At 47.9% G+C, this 15,659-nt stretch carries 14 protein-coding genes; 4 read left to right on the plus strand and 10 right to left on the minus strand.

Features of this window, described 5'->3' with window-relative positions; all coding sequences use genetic code 11:
- Positions 1-439: 439 nt before the first annotated feature.
- A complete protein-coding gene (locus KJS94_RS15625) occupies positions 440-2,551 on the minus strand; it encodes a T9SS type A sorting domain-containing protein (RefSeq protein ID WP_214448502.1) in 2,112 nt (703 codons plus the stop codon).
- A gap of 536 nt (positions 2,552-3,087) precedes the next feature.
- On the opposite strand from KJS94_RS15625, the gene KJS94_RS15630 reads away from it, so the two are divergent.
- Positions 3,088-4,185, plus strand: coding sequence for a glycoside hydrolase family 18 protein (locus tag KJS94_RS15630; RefSeq protein ID WP_214448501.1), 1,098 nt, complete (start codon positions 3,088-3,090; stop codon positions 4,183-4,185).
- A gap of 68 nt (positions 4,186-4,253) precedes the next feature.
- On the opposite strand, the gene KJS94_RS15635 is transcribed toward KJS94_RS15630, so the two are convergent.
- The 4 genes from KJS94_RS15635 to KJS94_RS15650 all read right to left on the minus strand — a co-directional run bounded on the left by KJS94_RS15635 (position 4,254) and on the right by KJS94_RS15650 (position 7,658).
- Positions 4,254-5,123 carry an OmpA/MotB family protein gene (locus KJS94_RS15635; RefSeq protein WP_214448500.1) on the minus strand — a complete coding sequence of 290 codons (870 nt, stop codon included), beginning with the start codon at positions 5,121-5,123 and terminating at the stop codon, positions 4,254-4,256.
- A gap of 186 nt (positions 5,124-5,309) precedes the next feature.
- Positions 5,310-5,879 (minus strand): 1-acyl-sn-glycerol-3-phosphate acyltransferase, encoded by a 570-nt coding sequence (locus KJS94_RS15640; RefSeq protein WP_214448499.1) that lies wholly within the window; start codon positions 5,877-5,879, stop codon positions 5,310-5,312.
- An 88-nt stretch (positions 5,880-5,967) separates the two neighbouring features.
- Positions 5,968-7,059: a copper resistance protein NlpE N-terminal domain-containing protein gene (locus tag KJS94_RS15645; protein ID WP_214448498.1), complete on the minus strand. Its 1,092-nt coding sequence runs from the start codon at positions 7,057-7,059 to the stop codon at positions 5,968-5,970.
- A 134-nt stretch (positions 7,060-7,193) separates the two neighbouring features.
- Positions 7,194-7,658: a DUF4920 domain-containing protein gene (locus tag KJS94_RS15650; RefSeq protein ID WP_214448497.1), complete on the minus strand. Its 465-nt coding sequence runs from the start codon at positions 7,656-7,658 to the stop codon at positions 7,194-7,196.
- Between the two features lie 222 nt (positions 7,659-7,880).
- Here KJS94_RS15650 and recA point away from each other — a divergent pair, with 222 nt between their 5' ends.
- Complete coding sequence (recA, locus tag KJS94_RS15655; RefSeq protein WP_214448496.1) at positions 7,881-8,882, plus strand: recombinase RecA; 1,002 nt, start codon at positions 7,881-7,883, stop codon at positions 8,880-8,882.
- Between the two features lie 114 nt (positions 8,883-8,996).
- Here recA and KJS94_RS15660 read toward each other — a convergent pair whose 3' ends face one another.
- A complete protein-coding gene (locus KJS94_RS15660) occupies positions 8,997-9,161 on the minus strand; it encodes a hypothetical protein (protein ID WP_214448495.1) in 165 nt (54 codons plus the stop codon).
- A gap of 39 nt (positions 9,162-9,200) precedes the next feature.
- Here KJS94_RS15660 and KJS94_RS15665 point away from each other — a divergent pair, with 39 nt between their 5' ends.
- Complete coding sequence (locus tag KJS94_RS15665; RefSeq protein WP_214448494.1) at positions 9,201-10,028, plus strand: phosphatase PAP2 family protein; 828 nt, start codon at positions 9,201-9,203, stop codon at positions 10,026-10,028.
- Positions 10,029-10,102: 74 nt separating this feature from the next.
- Here the strand turns inward: KJS94_RS15665 and KJS94_RS15670 are convergent, their stop codons facing one another.
- From KJS94_RS15670 to KJS94_RS15685, 4 genes are all read right to left on the minus strand, one after another.
- Positions 10,103-11,380, minus strand: a complete 1,278-nt coding sequence (locus KJS94_RS15670; protein ID WP_214448493.1) for a hemolysin family protein — start codon at positions 11,378-11,380, stop codon at positions 10,103-10,105.
- 24 nt (positions 11,381-11,404) lie between these two features.
- A complete protein-coding gene (gmk, locus tag KJS94_RS15675; protein WP_214448492.1) occupies positions 11,405-12,010 on the minus strand; it encodes a guanylate kinase in 606 nt (201 codons plus the stop codon).
- 56 nt (positions 12,011-12,066) lie between these two features.
- Positions 12,067-13,377, minus strand: a complete 1,311-nt coding sequence (gene murA, locus KJS94_RS15680; RefSeq protein ID WP_214448491.1) for a UDP-N-acetylglucosamine 1-carboxyvinyltransferase — start codon at positions 13,375-13,377, stop codon at positions 12,067-12,069.
- 232 nt (positions 13,378-13,609) lie between these two features.
- Positions 13,610-14,311, minus strand: coding sequence for a DUF4290 domain-containing protein (locus tag KJS94_RS15685; protein ID WP_214448490.1), 702 nt, complete (start codon positions 14,309-14,311; stop codon positions 13,610-13,612).
- A 175-nt stretch (positions 14,312-14,486) separates the two neighbouring features.
- Here KJS94_RS15685 and KJS94_RS15690 point away from each other — a divergent pair, with 175 nt between their 5' ends.
- Positions 14,487-15,659, plus strand: coding sequence for a glycosyltransferase (locus KJS94_RS15690; protein ID WP_214448489.1), 1,173 nt, complete (start codon positions 14,487-14,489; stop codon positions 15,657-15,659).

Below are 15,659 nucleotides of genomic sequence, written 5' to 3' on the forward strand. Positions count from 1 at the left end.
ACAATCTCAGCCTGGTTGTTCGATAAGTCACGGGGATATAACTGGTTGTCCTTCGGGAAAGATGTAACCTGTGCAAACAAAAAACTAGTAACAGTAACCATTGCTAAAGCAAGCAATAGCCGTTTTCCTGCTTTTGAATGGCTATACTCAAAAAAATTCATGATGAAGGCTTTAGTATAAAGTATTGAGTTATCAAAAGCCTAAAGGGGTGACAACAGTTGGGATCTTTCTAGGCAGTGGAAAATGCTTGAAGCTATGGATTAGATGCGGCTGGTAGCCTTGTTGAAGTTATAAAAATTATCCTATTTATGCAAAATCCAATTTGCTTTTCTGTAAAACTGTGTCCAAACCAGCTGGTCATGGCCATGAAATTGCTGGTAAGCAGGAGCCCTTCCTGACTTTTGAAGGGAAGGGCTCCTGGTAAACCTGGATGGTGCAATTACTGCATCCCGATCGTGATCTTTTTGATGGTAGTTTTACTACCCTCCTGGATCTGCAGGATATAAACACCCGGGACAAATTTTGAAACATCAAGGTCATAGGTGTTCCTACCCTTGCTGGCCGAATGATTTTGCTGGATCATAGTGCGGCCTGAAAGATCAATGATGCGCAGGCTAAGCGGGCCTGCCTTTGAGGTGGTATGGTTGATATATAATTTGTCGGTTGCCGGGTTAGGATAGAAGTTGGTCTGGTTGTTCTGATCCATGGCCACCTCCTCCATCGGGCTTTCTGTTCCGTTGACTTGTGTCAATATCGGTGGTGAACTTGTTGAGTAGGGGGCTGAACTAGCATCTATCCTGATGGAATAACATGTTGATGGGTCTACCTGTGAGGTCTTGGGTACAACTTTCAGATAATAGGTTCCAAATGTGGTGGCTCCGTTATAGATGAAAGCTTCATTACTTGTACCGGTCTTCTCAGAGGAGGCTAACTGATTCAGGGCATTGTCATACAGGTATAGGTCGTAATCTGCAGTCAGGTTAGAGAAACTGATCTTTATATAGATCCATGAACTATAGGTCTTAAAAGTAAACCAATCTACGTCTGTAGCAGAACTTATACTGCCCTTGTTTTGGATCAGGTTGTTGATGTGTTTGGCTAAAGAGGGGATGTCATTAGGTTCAAAAGCATCAGCGCAAACCACTGGAGGCGGGTTGTTTCCTCCTGAACCAGGGTTTTCAACCGGGAAGTTACTGAAATGAATAAGCCCCACCCCACTACTATTCCTCACGATAGGCGATGCTATGCCATCATGACTCAGGTAGGAAATGCCAGTCGGATCATTGTTGGTTACATTGGCCCTCTTAAAATACAGGATAAGCCTGTTTGAACTGCCCTTCACCGAATCAATAGTAAAATTTCCTCCTTCCAGCCTGAATTCACTCTTCACATCCCCGTCCAGCGTGTAAGTGCTATACTGGTCTTTCAAGGTTAGGGTTAGTTCCTTTGCGCTGCCATCATCATTGAATGCAGTGATCTTTGCTGCAGAAGGTTCTGGCACTTCAATACTGGAGGATTGGTTGGTAACACCATAAAGGTATTTCCTAACGATCTTTGCCATCCAGTCGCCGATCTCCCTATAACCATTGGGGAAGTTGTAGTGACAATAGTCTATAGTTCCACCATCGAACAATTGGCTTGTATTGTTAGTGGTCATGATATGGGTATTGGCCAGTTCCTTTGCCAATTGCCGTTGCGCTTCCTGGATCTGTAAAACACCATCCTTACTGTAAATGCCACAACCATTCCTGATCTGGAAGATGAAGAACCGACTGATGGAAGGGTAGTCTGTTTTCCAGTCGTTGTACAGGTTGGTGAACGATGCCTTGTACTGCTCGAGGCTGGTTTGGTTAGGATTCAAGGTGCCCGCTGCATCTGATTCGCCCTGGTACCAAAATACAGCCCTGACGTTTTCAGCACAACCGGCCTCCCTTAAGCGGGCCAGCAGCCTTCCGTAGTTTGTATTGGGGTCTTCTGGTTGGTTGTCGTTGCGTTGGAAATAGCTGATAGGGGCACCAGGGTAAGCACCATTAAAAAGGGCGATCGGGACCCTTTGTGCACCGGCAATATTGGATGCCAAGCGCACCCCCCATTGACCGCAAGCCCCATTGACATCATACCATACATTTCCATTGGCCTGGTACCAGCCTTTGGTATAGCTCATGGTGGGACTTGCGCTTCCATAAACCCTTACCCACCAACGGTTGGGTGAATTGGTGGTGGTGTTGGCATCATTGGCGGATGAATAGGTACCCCTAAGGTTGGCAACGGCATTGGATTGTCCCTCGATGATATAAACATCACCAGCCAATACGTACATGGCCCTCCTGATCAGGGTTTCAGAACTGCCATTCCAACCGTACAGTTCGATATTATAGTTGGCCAATTCGGCCTTCAACTGGTCGGTCACATCGTAATTGGCAACGCCATCAACATAACTAAGGGGGATAACCATGGTATTTTGGATGGTTCCGCTTCTTACCCTTTTCAATCGGAGTTCTTTATAGCCTGATGATTCAGTTACGGATCCCGCTACTCTGTATGTGGCCATATTCGTACTAAGGTTCCTCGGGTACAATTGATAGTTGGATGGGAAAATGGTTACCTGTGCAAGGATGGTAGATGCAAAGGTGGTTAAGCAAAAAAGAACGGCGATAAGTAATCGGGGAATTACACGATAAGGTAAACTAGGTTTCATGCCTGGCTGGGGTTTAGATGTTAAACTCTCCGGTAGTGGACTACCGAAAATAATCTGAGCCAAGGTTAGCGATTATAGGGTGGGATAAGAAATGGAGTGATAAAAGTAGATGGGATATGTACTTTTACATCGATATATTAAAGTTATAAAAATTTTACATCAACTTGCTAAAAAATTATTCCCGGGATGAAGGGGAAAAATGCCCCTCCCGGATTTGTTTTTTTGTACTATGAAAAAGAAGGTAAACGTGTTGTATACTCGATTTACAAGATTCTCTTACCATGGATTTATCAATGATTAAACTTTAGTAAGTTGTAACTTCCCTCCTGTGCTTTTCCCGCAGTATTCATTCCTTCAATGCTGATAACCCAAACCCCAAAATATAGCAAATGAACAAAACCCTTTTGTTGTGTAGTTTCCTGGTGTTGATGACGGCCAGTGCCATTGCCCAGTCGCCGGGCAAGAAATCTATCATTGCCTATTATACCGGAGATGAGAAAGAGATAGAAAAATACCCGGTCGATAAATTGACGCATATCATCTATAGTTTCCTTAAGCTGGAAGGTAATTCCCTCGCTTTTCAAAACGACAACCAGAAGAAAGTACTGACCAGCCTGGTTGGGTTGAAAAAGAAATATCCCGGCCTTAAGGTTATGGTTTCTATAGGGGGCTGGGGAGGCTGTGAGAAGTGTTCGCCTGTATTCGCGTCCGAAGAGAACCGCAGGCAATTTGCGAAGAGTGTAGCAGGCTTATTGAAGGCCTATAATGCTGATGGGATCGACCTGGATTGGGAGTATCCTGCCATCGAGGGCTATCCGGGTCATGAGTGGCGTGCAGAAGACCGTCCTAATTTCACTGACCTTGTGGTAAAACTAAGGGAAGAAATGGGACCCCGTCTTGAATTGAGTTTTGCCGCCGGTGGATTTACGAAGTTCCTGGAGCAGTCCATTGAATGGGATAAGGTAATGCCCCTGCTGGACAGGGTCAACCTGATGACCTATGACCTCGTAAGCGGGTTCAGTAAGGTGACCGGTCACCATACTGCATTGCAGGCCAGTCAGGGCCAACCAGAAGCCACTGATCATTGTGTTGATTATTTATTGCGGTTGGGGGTGCCTTCTGAGAAATTGGTGATAGGGGCAGCCTTCTATGCAAGAGTATGGAAGGAAGTAGCAGCTGTTAATAATGGCTTGCACCAGCCGGGGATTTTCAAGACTTCCATTGACTATAAGAAATTTGGCCAGGAGTTTGGGCCATCGAGTGGATTTGTTGAGTACTGGGATGACCAATGTATGGCCCCCTATCGTTACAACAAAACCAAAAAGGAGTTCGCTACCTATGATAATGAGCGTTCCATAACAGCAAAATCTGCATATGTGGTGAGTAAGAACCTTGGTGGGATCATGTTCTGGGAGCTTACGCTTGATGCCTACCGTGGAGGCCTTGTGGAGGTGATGCACCGGACCATCCAAGGGACCATGAAATAGCCTTGGATATTGAATAAAACAGAAAAGCCACCATTGCGGTGGCTTTTCTGTTTATGATGTCGCTTGTCTTATTTTTTAGGTTCCAGCAACTTGAAGAACTGGTCAAGCTGGGGCAGGATCACGATACGGGTGCGGCGGTTAGCGGCACGGCCTTCTGCTGTATCGTTACCGGAAACAGGCAGGTATTCACCACGACCGGCTGCTGCCATCTTGGTTGGCTCCATGCCATATTGGGTTTGGAGGAGACGAACAACAGTGGTTGCACGCATCACACTCAGGTCCCAGTTGTCCTTGATCACTCCTGTGCCTTTGAAAGGAACATTGTCAGTATGGCCTTCTACCATGAACTCGATATCAGGCTGGTTCTTCAGCACGGTAGCTACCTTGCCCAGAACGGCCTTGGCCTTGTCAGTAATGTCATAGCTGCCGGTTTTGAACAGGAGCTTGTCTGAAATGTCAACAAATACTACTCCCTTGTCCACTTTGATATTAATGTCCTGGTCATCGAGGTTGCCGATTGCACCTTTCAGGTTCATCACCAATGCCATATTCAGTGAGTCCTTGCGGGCCATGGCAGACTGCAGGTCCTGGATATAGGCATCCTTGGCGCCGATGCTCTCCAGTGACTTCTTGATGCTCTCAGCCTGGGAAGAAGAGATCACGGACAGGTCCTGCAATTGCTTCAGGGCAGTGGTATTGTTTTCTTTCAGGAAATCGATCTGCTTGTTCAGGCCTGCGATCTCCGATTCAAGAGATGATATTTTGCGTGTAGCATCAGCCTTGGCGTCTTCGCAACCTTTCAGGGCGGCCTGGGCCTGGTCATATTTGCCATTCAGTTCAGCATAACGGGCCTGCTCAGCCTTGAACTTCTTAGAGCTTACACAGGAAAACAGTGATACTGATGTGAAAGCAGCAAGAACTAAGTAAGATACTTTCATATTTGGTTTTGTTTTAATGATGGAGTGAAATCTGGTCTGTTATTAATGAGCAATAGAAATTAGCGTGACAAATTTAACGGATTGAAGCTAATTGAGGCACCGGGTTAACCGTATAAAACCTTAAAATATCCATTAAAATATGCTTATGGTGTTTTATGGTAATATGGCTTCGGTTAGGGCCCATCGTTATTGAATCTGCTTCAGGTGCCTCATGTCATTTTCCGGAACCTTTCCTTCTATGTTGGCAAAAAAGTCGATGATCCTGGGCATATCGATTTCAGGACTTTCACCGGTCATGAAGGGTTCGGAGAAGACCAATTCCTTTTTACCAAAATCCATACCAGCCATTACAAGGGGGAGGCCTGCTTTATGGGCTATATGCCAGAAGCCAGTCCTGAGGCGGTCAACCTTCTTCCTTGTGCCTTCAGGGGAAAGGGCTAAAACGAACTTTTCTTTCCTGGCAATGATCTCCACTACCTGGTCAACCATATTCTTGTTGCCGGAACGATCAACCGGTACTCCTCCGGCCATCCTGAAGAACCAGCCAAAAGGCCCGTCAAATAATTCTTTCTTTCCCAGGAAATGTGCATTCCTGATGGGAATGACCGCACGTGCTGCCATTCCAACCACAACATCCTCGCTGCTGGTATGAGGACCAACAATAATAATCGCTTTAGTTAATTCGGATGGCCAGCGACCGATAACTTTCCATCCGGCAGATTTCCAGTAAGCCGACCAGAATAATTTACCAATCATATCCCTGCAAGGTAGCGATTAGCTCAATTACTTGTAAGCAGGAGGGGCCACAATGTTGCGGCCCCTCCTGCTTCTTGAATATCCTTTATCAGATCTTTTTCTTCCAGCGCATGACCACCTTGTCCTCCGACAACAGCTCCAGCTTCCCTTCATAAAAGTGAAAACGCTTCACCTTTTTCAGGTTATCGAGGAATATCCGCTCGCCATCCCCCGGGCAGGCCATCCTGGTGAGTGCGGTTTTGTTCAGGTCAAATTCGAGTTTGCGGCCGTCTGTGGTATAAGGGCCATTAAAGCGGTTGCACCCTGTAGTACCTCCAACCTTATGGGTTTCGGGATTGAAGAGGATGCTGGGCTTTACCCTTGCATAGAGTGAGTCAAATGGTTGGCCCGGAGCGTCAATGAACTCGAGCTCCCATTCGCCATTCAGTTGTTCTGTTTGCGTAGGCATATTTAAAATTACGCCACAACCCGAATAGTCCTTGCCGTTGAAGTGGAGCTTTACGGCATAGGGATAGATACGGTCACTCATGCCTTCTGAACAATATTGGTACCTGATCTCGGCAACCAGCCTGCCGGCTTCTGTCCTGATATCATAGACCAGTGCTTTTTCCTGCTGTAATGGTTTCGCATAAGGCAGGATGACAGGTTTATCGAGTGTCGGAGCATTAAAGACAATTTGCTTGCCTTCTTCAATATCCAGGTTCCAGAAGGGTTCATTTCCCAATGCAATGATATCAATGCCTGCGTCCTTCTTAAGCTGCCAGGTGGAAGGCTCCGCCTTTTCCATCCGGTGTAACCTATACCGGGTCTTTTCTTTGCCTTCAATGAACTTCCCGTTGCGGTCCAGTTCAAAAAGCTGGCCATCCCTGATGCCAAGCACCAGCTTTACAGCTGCCTCATCATACAAATAGAGTTTGCCTTCCTTCACCTTCCAGACCCCATCTGTCCGGAATACCTTTCCTGATTTGCCTAGATAGGTCTCTTCCAGGGTAAACAATTTATTGCTGTTGATCTCGAGAACCTGGCTGATGCCCCTGCAATCGGCACAGGGAATGGTTGCCGCGTATATTCCTTCAGGTTGGTTGATGTCGGCTATCCCTTGTTGTTGGGCATTGGCCGGCAGTCCCCAACTGCAGAGCAAAAAAAAGCCAATAGCCTTGGCAATGTGAAAAATCTTCATGGTTGTATTGTTTGTTGCTATTGCTCAGAAGTCAGTGGGTCGCCTGGGTTTAATGACCGGGTAGAAAAGGAAGGAGTTTAAGGTGCCCTTAACAAAACCAAAAAAAAGCCGGATGGGGGTCCGGCTGTAAAGTGTTATTGAACGAGAACGCCTGAAGCGATGAACTGGGTCTCTTTTTTAGGTTTCTTGATCTTTTCTATCTCCTCCTTGCTCTTGCCGGCATCTTCAGCATAATGTTTCTGCTGTTTAACCGATACCTCCTTTACAATGGCCTCGCCTTCGAGCACCACATCCTTTCCCACAATATCCTTGGGCATAAAGAAGCCATAATCCTTGAATTTTACCATCAGGGTCTCGCCATTTTCCTTTTCCAGCTTCATCCAGCAGCCTTTCTCCTGGCAAACCTCCCTTACTTTACCGGTAACTTTCCCGGAATAATGGTTGTCGGTCATCTTTTTGTCCAATTCATTCACGCTAATCGCGCCTGCAGCTGTAGTGCCAGCCCCATAGGTAACGCCTTTTGCAGCCGGGCTGGGGGATTGTGCAGCAGCACCCAGGCTGAATCCTGCTAACAGTAATACGAGGATCTGTTTTCTCATGGTCAGAAAATTTTACCAAATATACCAAAGGAAACAAAGTCCGGATGGTAGAAAAGGAACATAGTGATAACTGGGTAAGACCGGGTTCCCGGGAAATGGGTGTTTTAGCGGTAATATTTTTAGCGAAAACTTGCTAAAAATATTAGTGTTCAAAACTATTTCTCCCTATCTTTGACGAACCAATAATTTTGGCTTCCATTACTAACAATTCAAATTGATACTATGTCAAATGCAGAAAAACTGAAGGCGCTAAAGCTGACAATGGATAAGATCGATAAGGACTTTGGGAAAGGATCGGTGATGATGATGAATGAAAAGTCTGCTGAGCAGCAGGAAGTGGTTTCCTCCGGTTCACTTGGATTGGATGTAGCGCTGGGAATTGGCGGCTTTCCCCGTGGACGTATCATTGAGATCTATGGACCAGAATCATCCGGTAAGACAACAATTGCCATTCATGCCATAGCGGAAGCCCAAAAGAAGGGTGGTATTTGCGCGATCATCGATGCGGAGCACGCTTTTGACAGCAGTTACGCGCAAAAACTGGGTGTGGATGTAGATAACCTCCTGATCTCCCAGCCCGATTATGGCGAACAGGCCCTGGAAATCGCTGATAGGCTAATCCTGTCTGGAGCGCTCGATGTGGTGGTGATCGATTCTGTGGCCGCGCTCGTGCCAAAGGGTGAACTGGAAGGGGAAATGGGCGATAGCAAAATGGGGCTCCAGGCCCGTTTGATGAGCCAGGCACTTCGTAAGCTAACTGCCACTATCAATAAGACCAATACGATCTGTATTTTCATCAACCAGCTTCGTGAGAAGATCGGTGTAATGTTCGGCAACCCCGAAACCACTACAGGTGGTAATGCGTTGAAGTTCTATGCTTCTGTGCGCCTGGATATCCGCAGGATGAGCCAGATCAAGGATGGTGATGAAGCCGTAGGTAACAGGGTTAAAGTAAAAGTGGTAAAGAATAAGGTTGCCCCTCCGTTCCGCGCGGCAGAGTTTGATATCATCTTCGGTGAGGGTATTTCCAAGGTCGGCGAGATCATTGATATGGGTGTTGACCTGGGTATTGTCCAGAAGAGCGGAAGCTGGTTCAGCTATAATAACGACAAACTTGGCCAGGGTAGGGATGCCGTTAAGCAATTGCTACGGGATAACCCAGAACTGCAAGCCGAGATCGAGACCAAGATCCGCGAGAAGATCGCAGAAATGCAATCGGTGTAACAGGCTTACCAAATGCTATATAAGGGAGTCCCAACAGGGGCTCCTTTTTTGTTGCAGGACTCATTGAACTTACTGGTCCGCTATGGTTTCCGGCTATGACCAATCCGGTGTATCTCAGCCATTGCCATCATTGGTGGTTGCCCTGTTTTGCCATTCTTCCGGTACCTGCCTGGCCAAATGTTCATTATCCCCAATGGATTTTCTTGCAAGGGGCTTCCATCCTGACGGTTTCAGGCCTTCCTCGTCTATATTTGCTGCGCTATGCAGAGATGCTTTCATTTATCATTCGGGTCGCTTTTTTGCAGGTATATATTCCTGTTGCCAGTCTTATTGGTCATGGGTGCCATGAATGTAAACGCCCAGGTACCGGATAGCGCCAATGCCGGTGCTGTCCAGGGTGCCAGGCGTGCTGCAGGTTTTAGCTTTACCCTTGATAGCAGTCGTTGGTACAGGTTGAATGCCCGTTATGCGCGTTCTTTCTGGCCGGATATTAAGGCTGTGGCCAGCCGTCCTGCCCATTACGATCGTAGGAATTGGGACCATGTGGCCCTTGTTGCAGGTGGGGCTGGTTTGCTGTTCCTTTTAGATAAGCAGGTGTATAATATTATGAACGCCAATAGGAGCCCTTTTCTTGACGAGGTTGCAAAGGTGGTGGAGCCCTTTGGGAATACTTATCCTCCTATTATCATTGGCGGTCTCTATCTGGCCGGGGTGGTGACCAAGGATAGAAAGATGGAGCATGCGGCCCTGATGAGTGCCAAGTCAATGGTCTTTTCGACAGCATTCTATGTGACCACCAAGCAGCTGATCAGGCGCCAGCGACCGTTATATACCGACTACCCTTATAATTTCAAACCGCCATTTTCCGGTGGCAAGGAATACACTTCCTTCCCGTCCGGACATAGCAATACTATTTTCACGCTGGCTACCGCACTTGCCCTTGAATACAAGCATAAGAAATGGGTGCCGCCATTGGCCTATTCTGTAGCCACGCTCACAGCCTTGTCCAGGTTATATGATAACCGCCATTGGAGTAGTGATGTATGGGTGGGTGCGGCGATCGGGCATTTTGTGACCCGTGCCCTGTATTATGTTGAAGAGCAGAAGGCAAAGAAAAAAGAGCTTAAGCCTCTTCCGCATTGGTAGGTAAAAGATAAAAGCGCAATCAAACAGGCCTGCTTCATTGCGCTTTGATATTCTTAGTGATTACTGATCTTATACTATTTCAACACTTTCAACCTTACCATTTCGATCCGGGTATCGCTAACACTCATGATGTCGAATTCGAAATCGTCGATAATGATCCGCTCTTTTACCTTGGGAATGGTTTCGTGGTGCTGAATGATATAACCTGAAAGTGTTTCTGACTCTTCTTCTTCAAATTCAAGTCCATATTTTTCCCGCAGGTAATCGAGTTCAAGCCTTCCGGAAAATATATACTCGGAATCAGACATCTTCTTTTCCTCGAATTCCTCGGTATCGTGTTCATCCCTGATCTCCCCAAATATCTCTTCCAGCAGGTCTTCCATGGTCACAATGCCTGAGGTGCCGCCAAATTCATCTACTACCCAAGCCATGCTTTTCCTTTCCTTCGTGAATTTGTTGATCAGGTCGGTGGCATTCATGCTTTCCGGTACAGCGGGAATGGGTAAGAGGATCGATTTTACATCAGCAGGCTTTTTGAACATATCCAACTGGTGTACATACCCTATGATATGATCAATATTGCCTTCAAAAACGGCCAGTTTGCTCAGCTTGGTTTCAGTGAATTTCTCCATCAGCTTCTCCACCGGTGTATTGACTTCGACCCCTTCAATTTCCTTCCTGGGGATAAGGCATTGCCTGACCTTGATGGAGGGCAGGGATAATGCGTTCTCAAAAAGATTGGCATTGACATCCTGTCCTTCGCCATCCTTCTCCCCATTGTTAGCCTGGTAGATGGATTCTACATCTGTCTTGATAAAGGCTTCCTTCTTCTCGTTAATGCGGATATCGAAGAGGTATTTGAGTATCCCTTCCGCTATCACTACGAAGAAGGTGGCGATGGGTTGGAATACCTGGTAGAAGAAATTAATGATACTTCCTATGGCGCTGTTGAGGATCCATTCATTCCGGGCACGCCAAACAGCCCTTGGGATGAATTCCCCGAAAACCATAAAGAGTAAGGTGCCCAAGATGGTTTCAAAGAATAAATGGAAAATATTCACGTAGGTGACATTGATCCTTTGTTCCAGGTATTTCCATGCGGGCTCCAGGAATTCCCCGATCATGAGGCCATACACCACCAGGAAAATATTGAACCCGATCAGGACCACCCCAATAAAACTGGAGGGCCTTTCCAGGAATTGGCCCATGAGGATTCCCCCTGTCCTTCCCTGTTTCTTCCTTAATTCAACAGATAAACGGTTAATGCTGGAATAGGCAGTTTCCACACCGGCAAAAAAACCTACCAGTACCAGGGAAAAAATGATCCAGCCTAATGAGTTTAAATTCGGCATACGTTGACGAATATAAGAATTGTTTTATTCGTTGCTATTGCTTTCCGGACTTGGCTGCAACAGGAAGGCAACAATTATGGATTCCGCCTGGCTGCAGGCCTTGTCCAGGTCATCGTTCACAATGATATGATCGAAGTGGTGTTTGAAAGAGATCTCAAAACTGGCTTTGTTGACCCTGTCATTGAGGCTTTCCGGGGTTTCTGTACCCCTGCTCTCCAAACGCCTGCGCAATTCCTCTACTGATGGGGGTTCAATGAACAGCGATAAGGTGGATTGGGGGTATTGCTGCTGCACATGGATGGCGCCTTTCACATCAATGTCCAGCATGGGTACCTGGTTATTGTCCCAAATCCTTGTCAGTTCACTCTTGAGGGTGCCATAATACTTACCCTCATACACCATTTCCCACTCCACAAAGTCATTGTGCCTGATATGCTTTTGGAAGGTTTCCACATCCATGAAATAGTACTCCACCCCATTGCGTTCGGTTCCCCTCGGCGACCTGGTTGCGGCAGAGATGGAAAAGGAAAGCTCAGGGTATTTGGCCAACAGGTAACGGGTAATGGATGTTTTGCCCGCCCCCGATGGTGCAGTTATGATGATGATCTTGTTCTTTGTATGGAATTGCATGGAATTCTTGCTGCTTTTCTAACCGTTAGGAATAAACGCTGGACACCTGTTAAGGTTTATCCGGCTACCCGCTTGATCTGCGCGCCCAGGGCTTGCAGGCGCTGGTCGATATATTGATAGCCACGGTCAATTTGTTCGATGTTCTGGATGATGCTCCTGCCTTCTGCACTGAGTGCCGCTATCAACAGGGAAACACCTGCACGGATATCAGGGCTGCTCATGGTGATGCCACGGAGTTTTTGCTCCCTTGCCAGTCCGATCACTGCCGCACGGTGGGGGTCGCAGAGTATGATCTGGGCGCCCATGTCGATGAGTTTGTCCACAAAGAACAACCTGCTTTCAAACATCTTCTGGTGAATGAGAACGGACCCTCTTGCCTGTGTCGCCACTACCAAAACAATACTGAGCAGGTCAGGCGTGAAGCCGGGCCATGGATGGTCGTAAATGGTCAGTACGGATCCGTCCAGGAAGGTCTGGATCTCATATAATTCCTGTTCGGGGATCACAATATCATCGCCTTCAATATCCATTTGGATTCCCAGTTGGCGGAATTTGTCAGGGATCACCCCAAGGTGTTCCACCCCTGCACCATTGATGCGGATGGCGCTCTGCGTCATGGCCGCAAGACCAATAAAAGAGCCGACTTCGATCATGTCGGGAAGCATCCTGTGTTCGGTTCCACCCAGGTAATCCACGCCTTCAATGACCAACATATTACTGCCGATCCCGCTGATCTTAGCCCCCATCCTGTTGAGCATCTTGCAGAGTTGCTGGAGATAGGGCTCACAAGCTGCGTTATAGATGGTGGTGGTGCCCCTGGCCATTACCGCGGCCATTACTATATTGGCAGTGCCGGTTACGGAAGGTTCATCCAGGAGCATATAAGTGCCGCGAAGATTGGAAGCATCCAGGTGGAAGTAGCTGTCATCGGGGTTATAGGTAAAGGTGGCGCCGAGTTTCTCGAAGCCAATGATATGGGTGTCGAGCCTGCGGCGGCCGATCTTGTCCCCGCCCGGTTTGGGAATAAAGGCTTTTTTGAATCTCGCCAGCATGGGTCCGGCCAGCATCACCGATCCCCTCAGGCGCCCGCTCTTTTTGCGATAGGCTTCACTGGAGAGGTAATCGACATTTACATTATCGGCCTTAAAAATGGCGGTATGCCTGTCTAACCTGTCTACGCTAACGCCCATATCCGCCAGCAGTTCGATCAGCAGGTTCACATCCAGGATATCCGGGATATTGCTGATGGTAACTGGCTCGGGAGTGAGCATTACTGCGCTGATGATCTGGAGGGCCTCATTCTTGGCACCCTGCGGGATGATGGTGCCCTGTAATTTTTTTCCGCCGATTACTTCGAAGCTATTCATGAACTGGGTGGTTGGTAATGGTAAATTTTCCTGATGAACAGGGCTGCAAAATACGATGAAATTAGGCTTTCAGGAAAGAGGGCAGCATGGTTCTGCAGGTTCTTTGTTGCTTCCTGCGCCAGTTATGGTCAAATAAGGGAGGGGTAAAAACATAAACGCCAACCATGCCTGCTGGTATGGTTGGCGTTTATGTGAATACTTGATTATTCTGCTTATAGCTCGTACTGGTGGATTACTTAAAGCGTTTCTTGTTGAATTTACCACCACCCGGACGATTGCTGGCTCCGCCTCCGCCGCTATTGCGGTTGCCTCCGCCTCCGCCGCCTCTTTGCTGGAATTTTTGCGGACGCTTGCCACCCCCGCCTTGCCTGAAGTCGCGTCCACCCTCATTCTGGCGGTAGCTCTTTACATAGGGTGTATTGGTGAACTCCAGTTGTCCCTGGGTAATGGAGTTCAGTTCGCCCTGGATGGCATCATCATGAACAATTTCCTTGTGCCAGTTGGCATAGGCCAGTTTCATATAATAGGCTATGGCATTGGCGAAACCCTTGCGTTTTTCAGGATTTTCTTCACTCAGGGCCTTATTGATAACTGTTTCAAGGTTCTTGCCCAAATGGGAGAACTTGGGATGGGAAGCAGGGTATTTTAAGGGTGCTGGTCTTGATTTCAGGGTTTCCCTGGTAGGGATCGGGTAGGGTGATTCTACCTCCAGTTTAAAGTCGCTGATCAGGAAGAGGTGGTCCCAAAGCTTATGCCTGAAGTCTTCCACATTCTTGAGGTGGGGATTCAGGAAGCCCATTAATTCTATAACGGCTTGGGTATTCTTCTGGCGCTTTACCGTATCCTCGATGCTCATCACATATTCGATCATCTTTTGGATATGCCGGCCATATTCACGCATGACCAGGTGGTTTCTTGTACTATTATACTCCATTCAATCTAATTGAGTTGATCCACTATTGTAGCCGGGCTGCAAAAACCAAACGCCGGAGATATGAGAGGCGGGATTATCGTTCGCAGGGCAAATGTTTGTCAAAAATAACGCTTTCCTGAAAAGCGAGATTCTTCCGGAGGGTGAAAATAAGGGATTCTTGCCGCATTTGGCCGAAATGCCCCAATTTGCAGGGGCAAAATTTGGCGAGATGAGCTGGACCTATCATTTGGATCCTTTGTTGTCGGAGCATCCCGAACCCCTTGAACTGGCCCTTGTAAGGGCTTTTAAGCGTTTGGCAGAACTGTATCCCGATCAGTCACAGTCTGCTGTTTACACCGATGAATGGGATCTTGGCGAGGAACTCGGCAGCCTCAAGCCCGTACCGCTCAAGGTCAGGAAAGGCCTGCTGGCCGGGGAAAGAAGGGCTTACCGTATGGCGCTGGCCAAGGCCTTGAAATCCCTGTCTACTGAATTATTCATTACCACCGATCCTGCTTCCATTTGGCCGGAGCTTGGGGTTTCCTCTGTATTGCTATTGAGCAATGGAGTGGAGTGGCAGTCTAAGAAGCCCCTCCTGAAATCCCTCCTGGGTAAAAAAGACCATCCCGGGTGGCTGGCGGCTGATCGGGTAGTGGTCCAGTCTGATGCCTCCAGGGAGACCCTTATACAAACCTTTCCCCAATTAGAAAGGCGGGTTTCGGTTATCCCCCCGATTCTGCAGGAACCTTTGGCACCGCTGGAATGGGCGGAGCAGGCATCCATCAAGGTCAGGTATTCCGGGGGCCGTGATTACTTCCTCTATGCCGGGCCGATCAGGGAAGAAGCGCAGCTGGTAGAGTTGCTGAAGGCTTACTCACTAGTGAAAAAATGGCTGCTGACCAGCATGCCGATCATCATTGCCGGCCCTTCAACGGGTTGGACCCCTCGTTTTGAGCAACTGTTATCCACCTATAAGTACCGGGCGGACGTGTTCCTGGAACTGGACCCGGAGCCGGAAGTGTTTCGCCAGCTAGTGGCCTCCGCCTATCTGCTGGTGGCCCCATCACCCGGTCTCTATGCTTTTTATCCGGTTGAGTGGGCCTGGACAGCGGGCATTCCCGTGGTCCTGGGGAAAGATCCAGATACCGCAGAGGTTGCCGGGCAGGCAGTAGCAATGGTGCCTAAGGGTGATATCGACCAGTTGGCCCATACCATCATGTTGCTGTACAAAGACGAGAACCTGCGGGGCAAGTTGGTGGAGAAAGGGCAGGAACATGCTTCCATCCATCACCGTGATGCCACACTAAGGGCCTATGCCAGCCTCTTCGGCCAGGTTTCTGGAGGAACATCATTAATTTCGCAACCTTAA

The organism is Flavihumibacter rivuli, from assembly GCF_018595685.2.
GTDB lineage: Bacteria > Bacteroidota > Bacteroidia > Chitinophagales > Chitinophagaceae > Flavihumibacter > Flavihumibacter rivuli.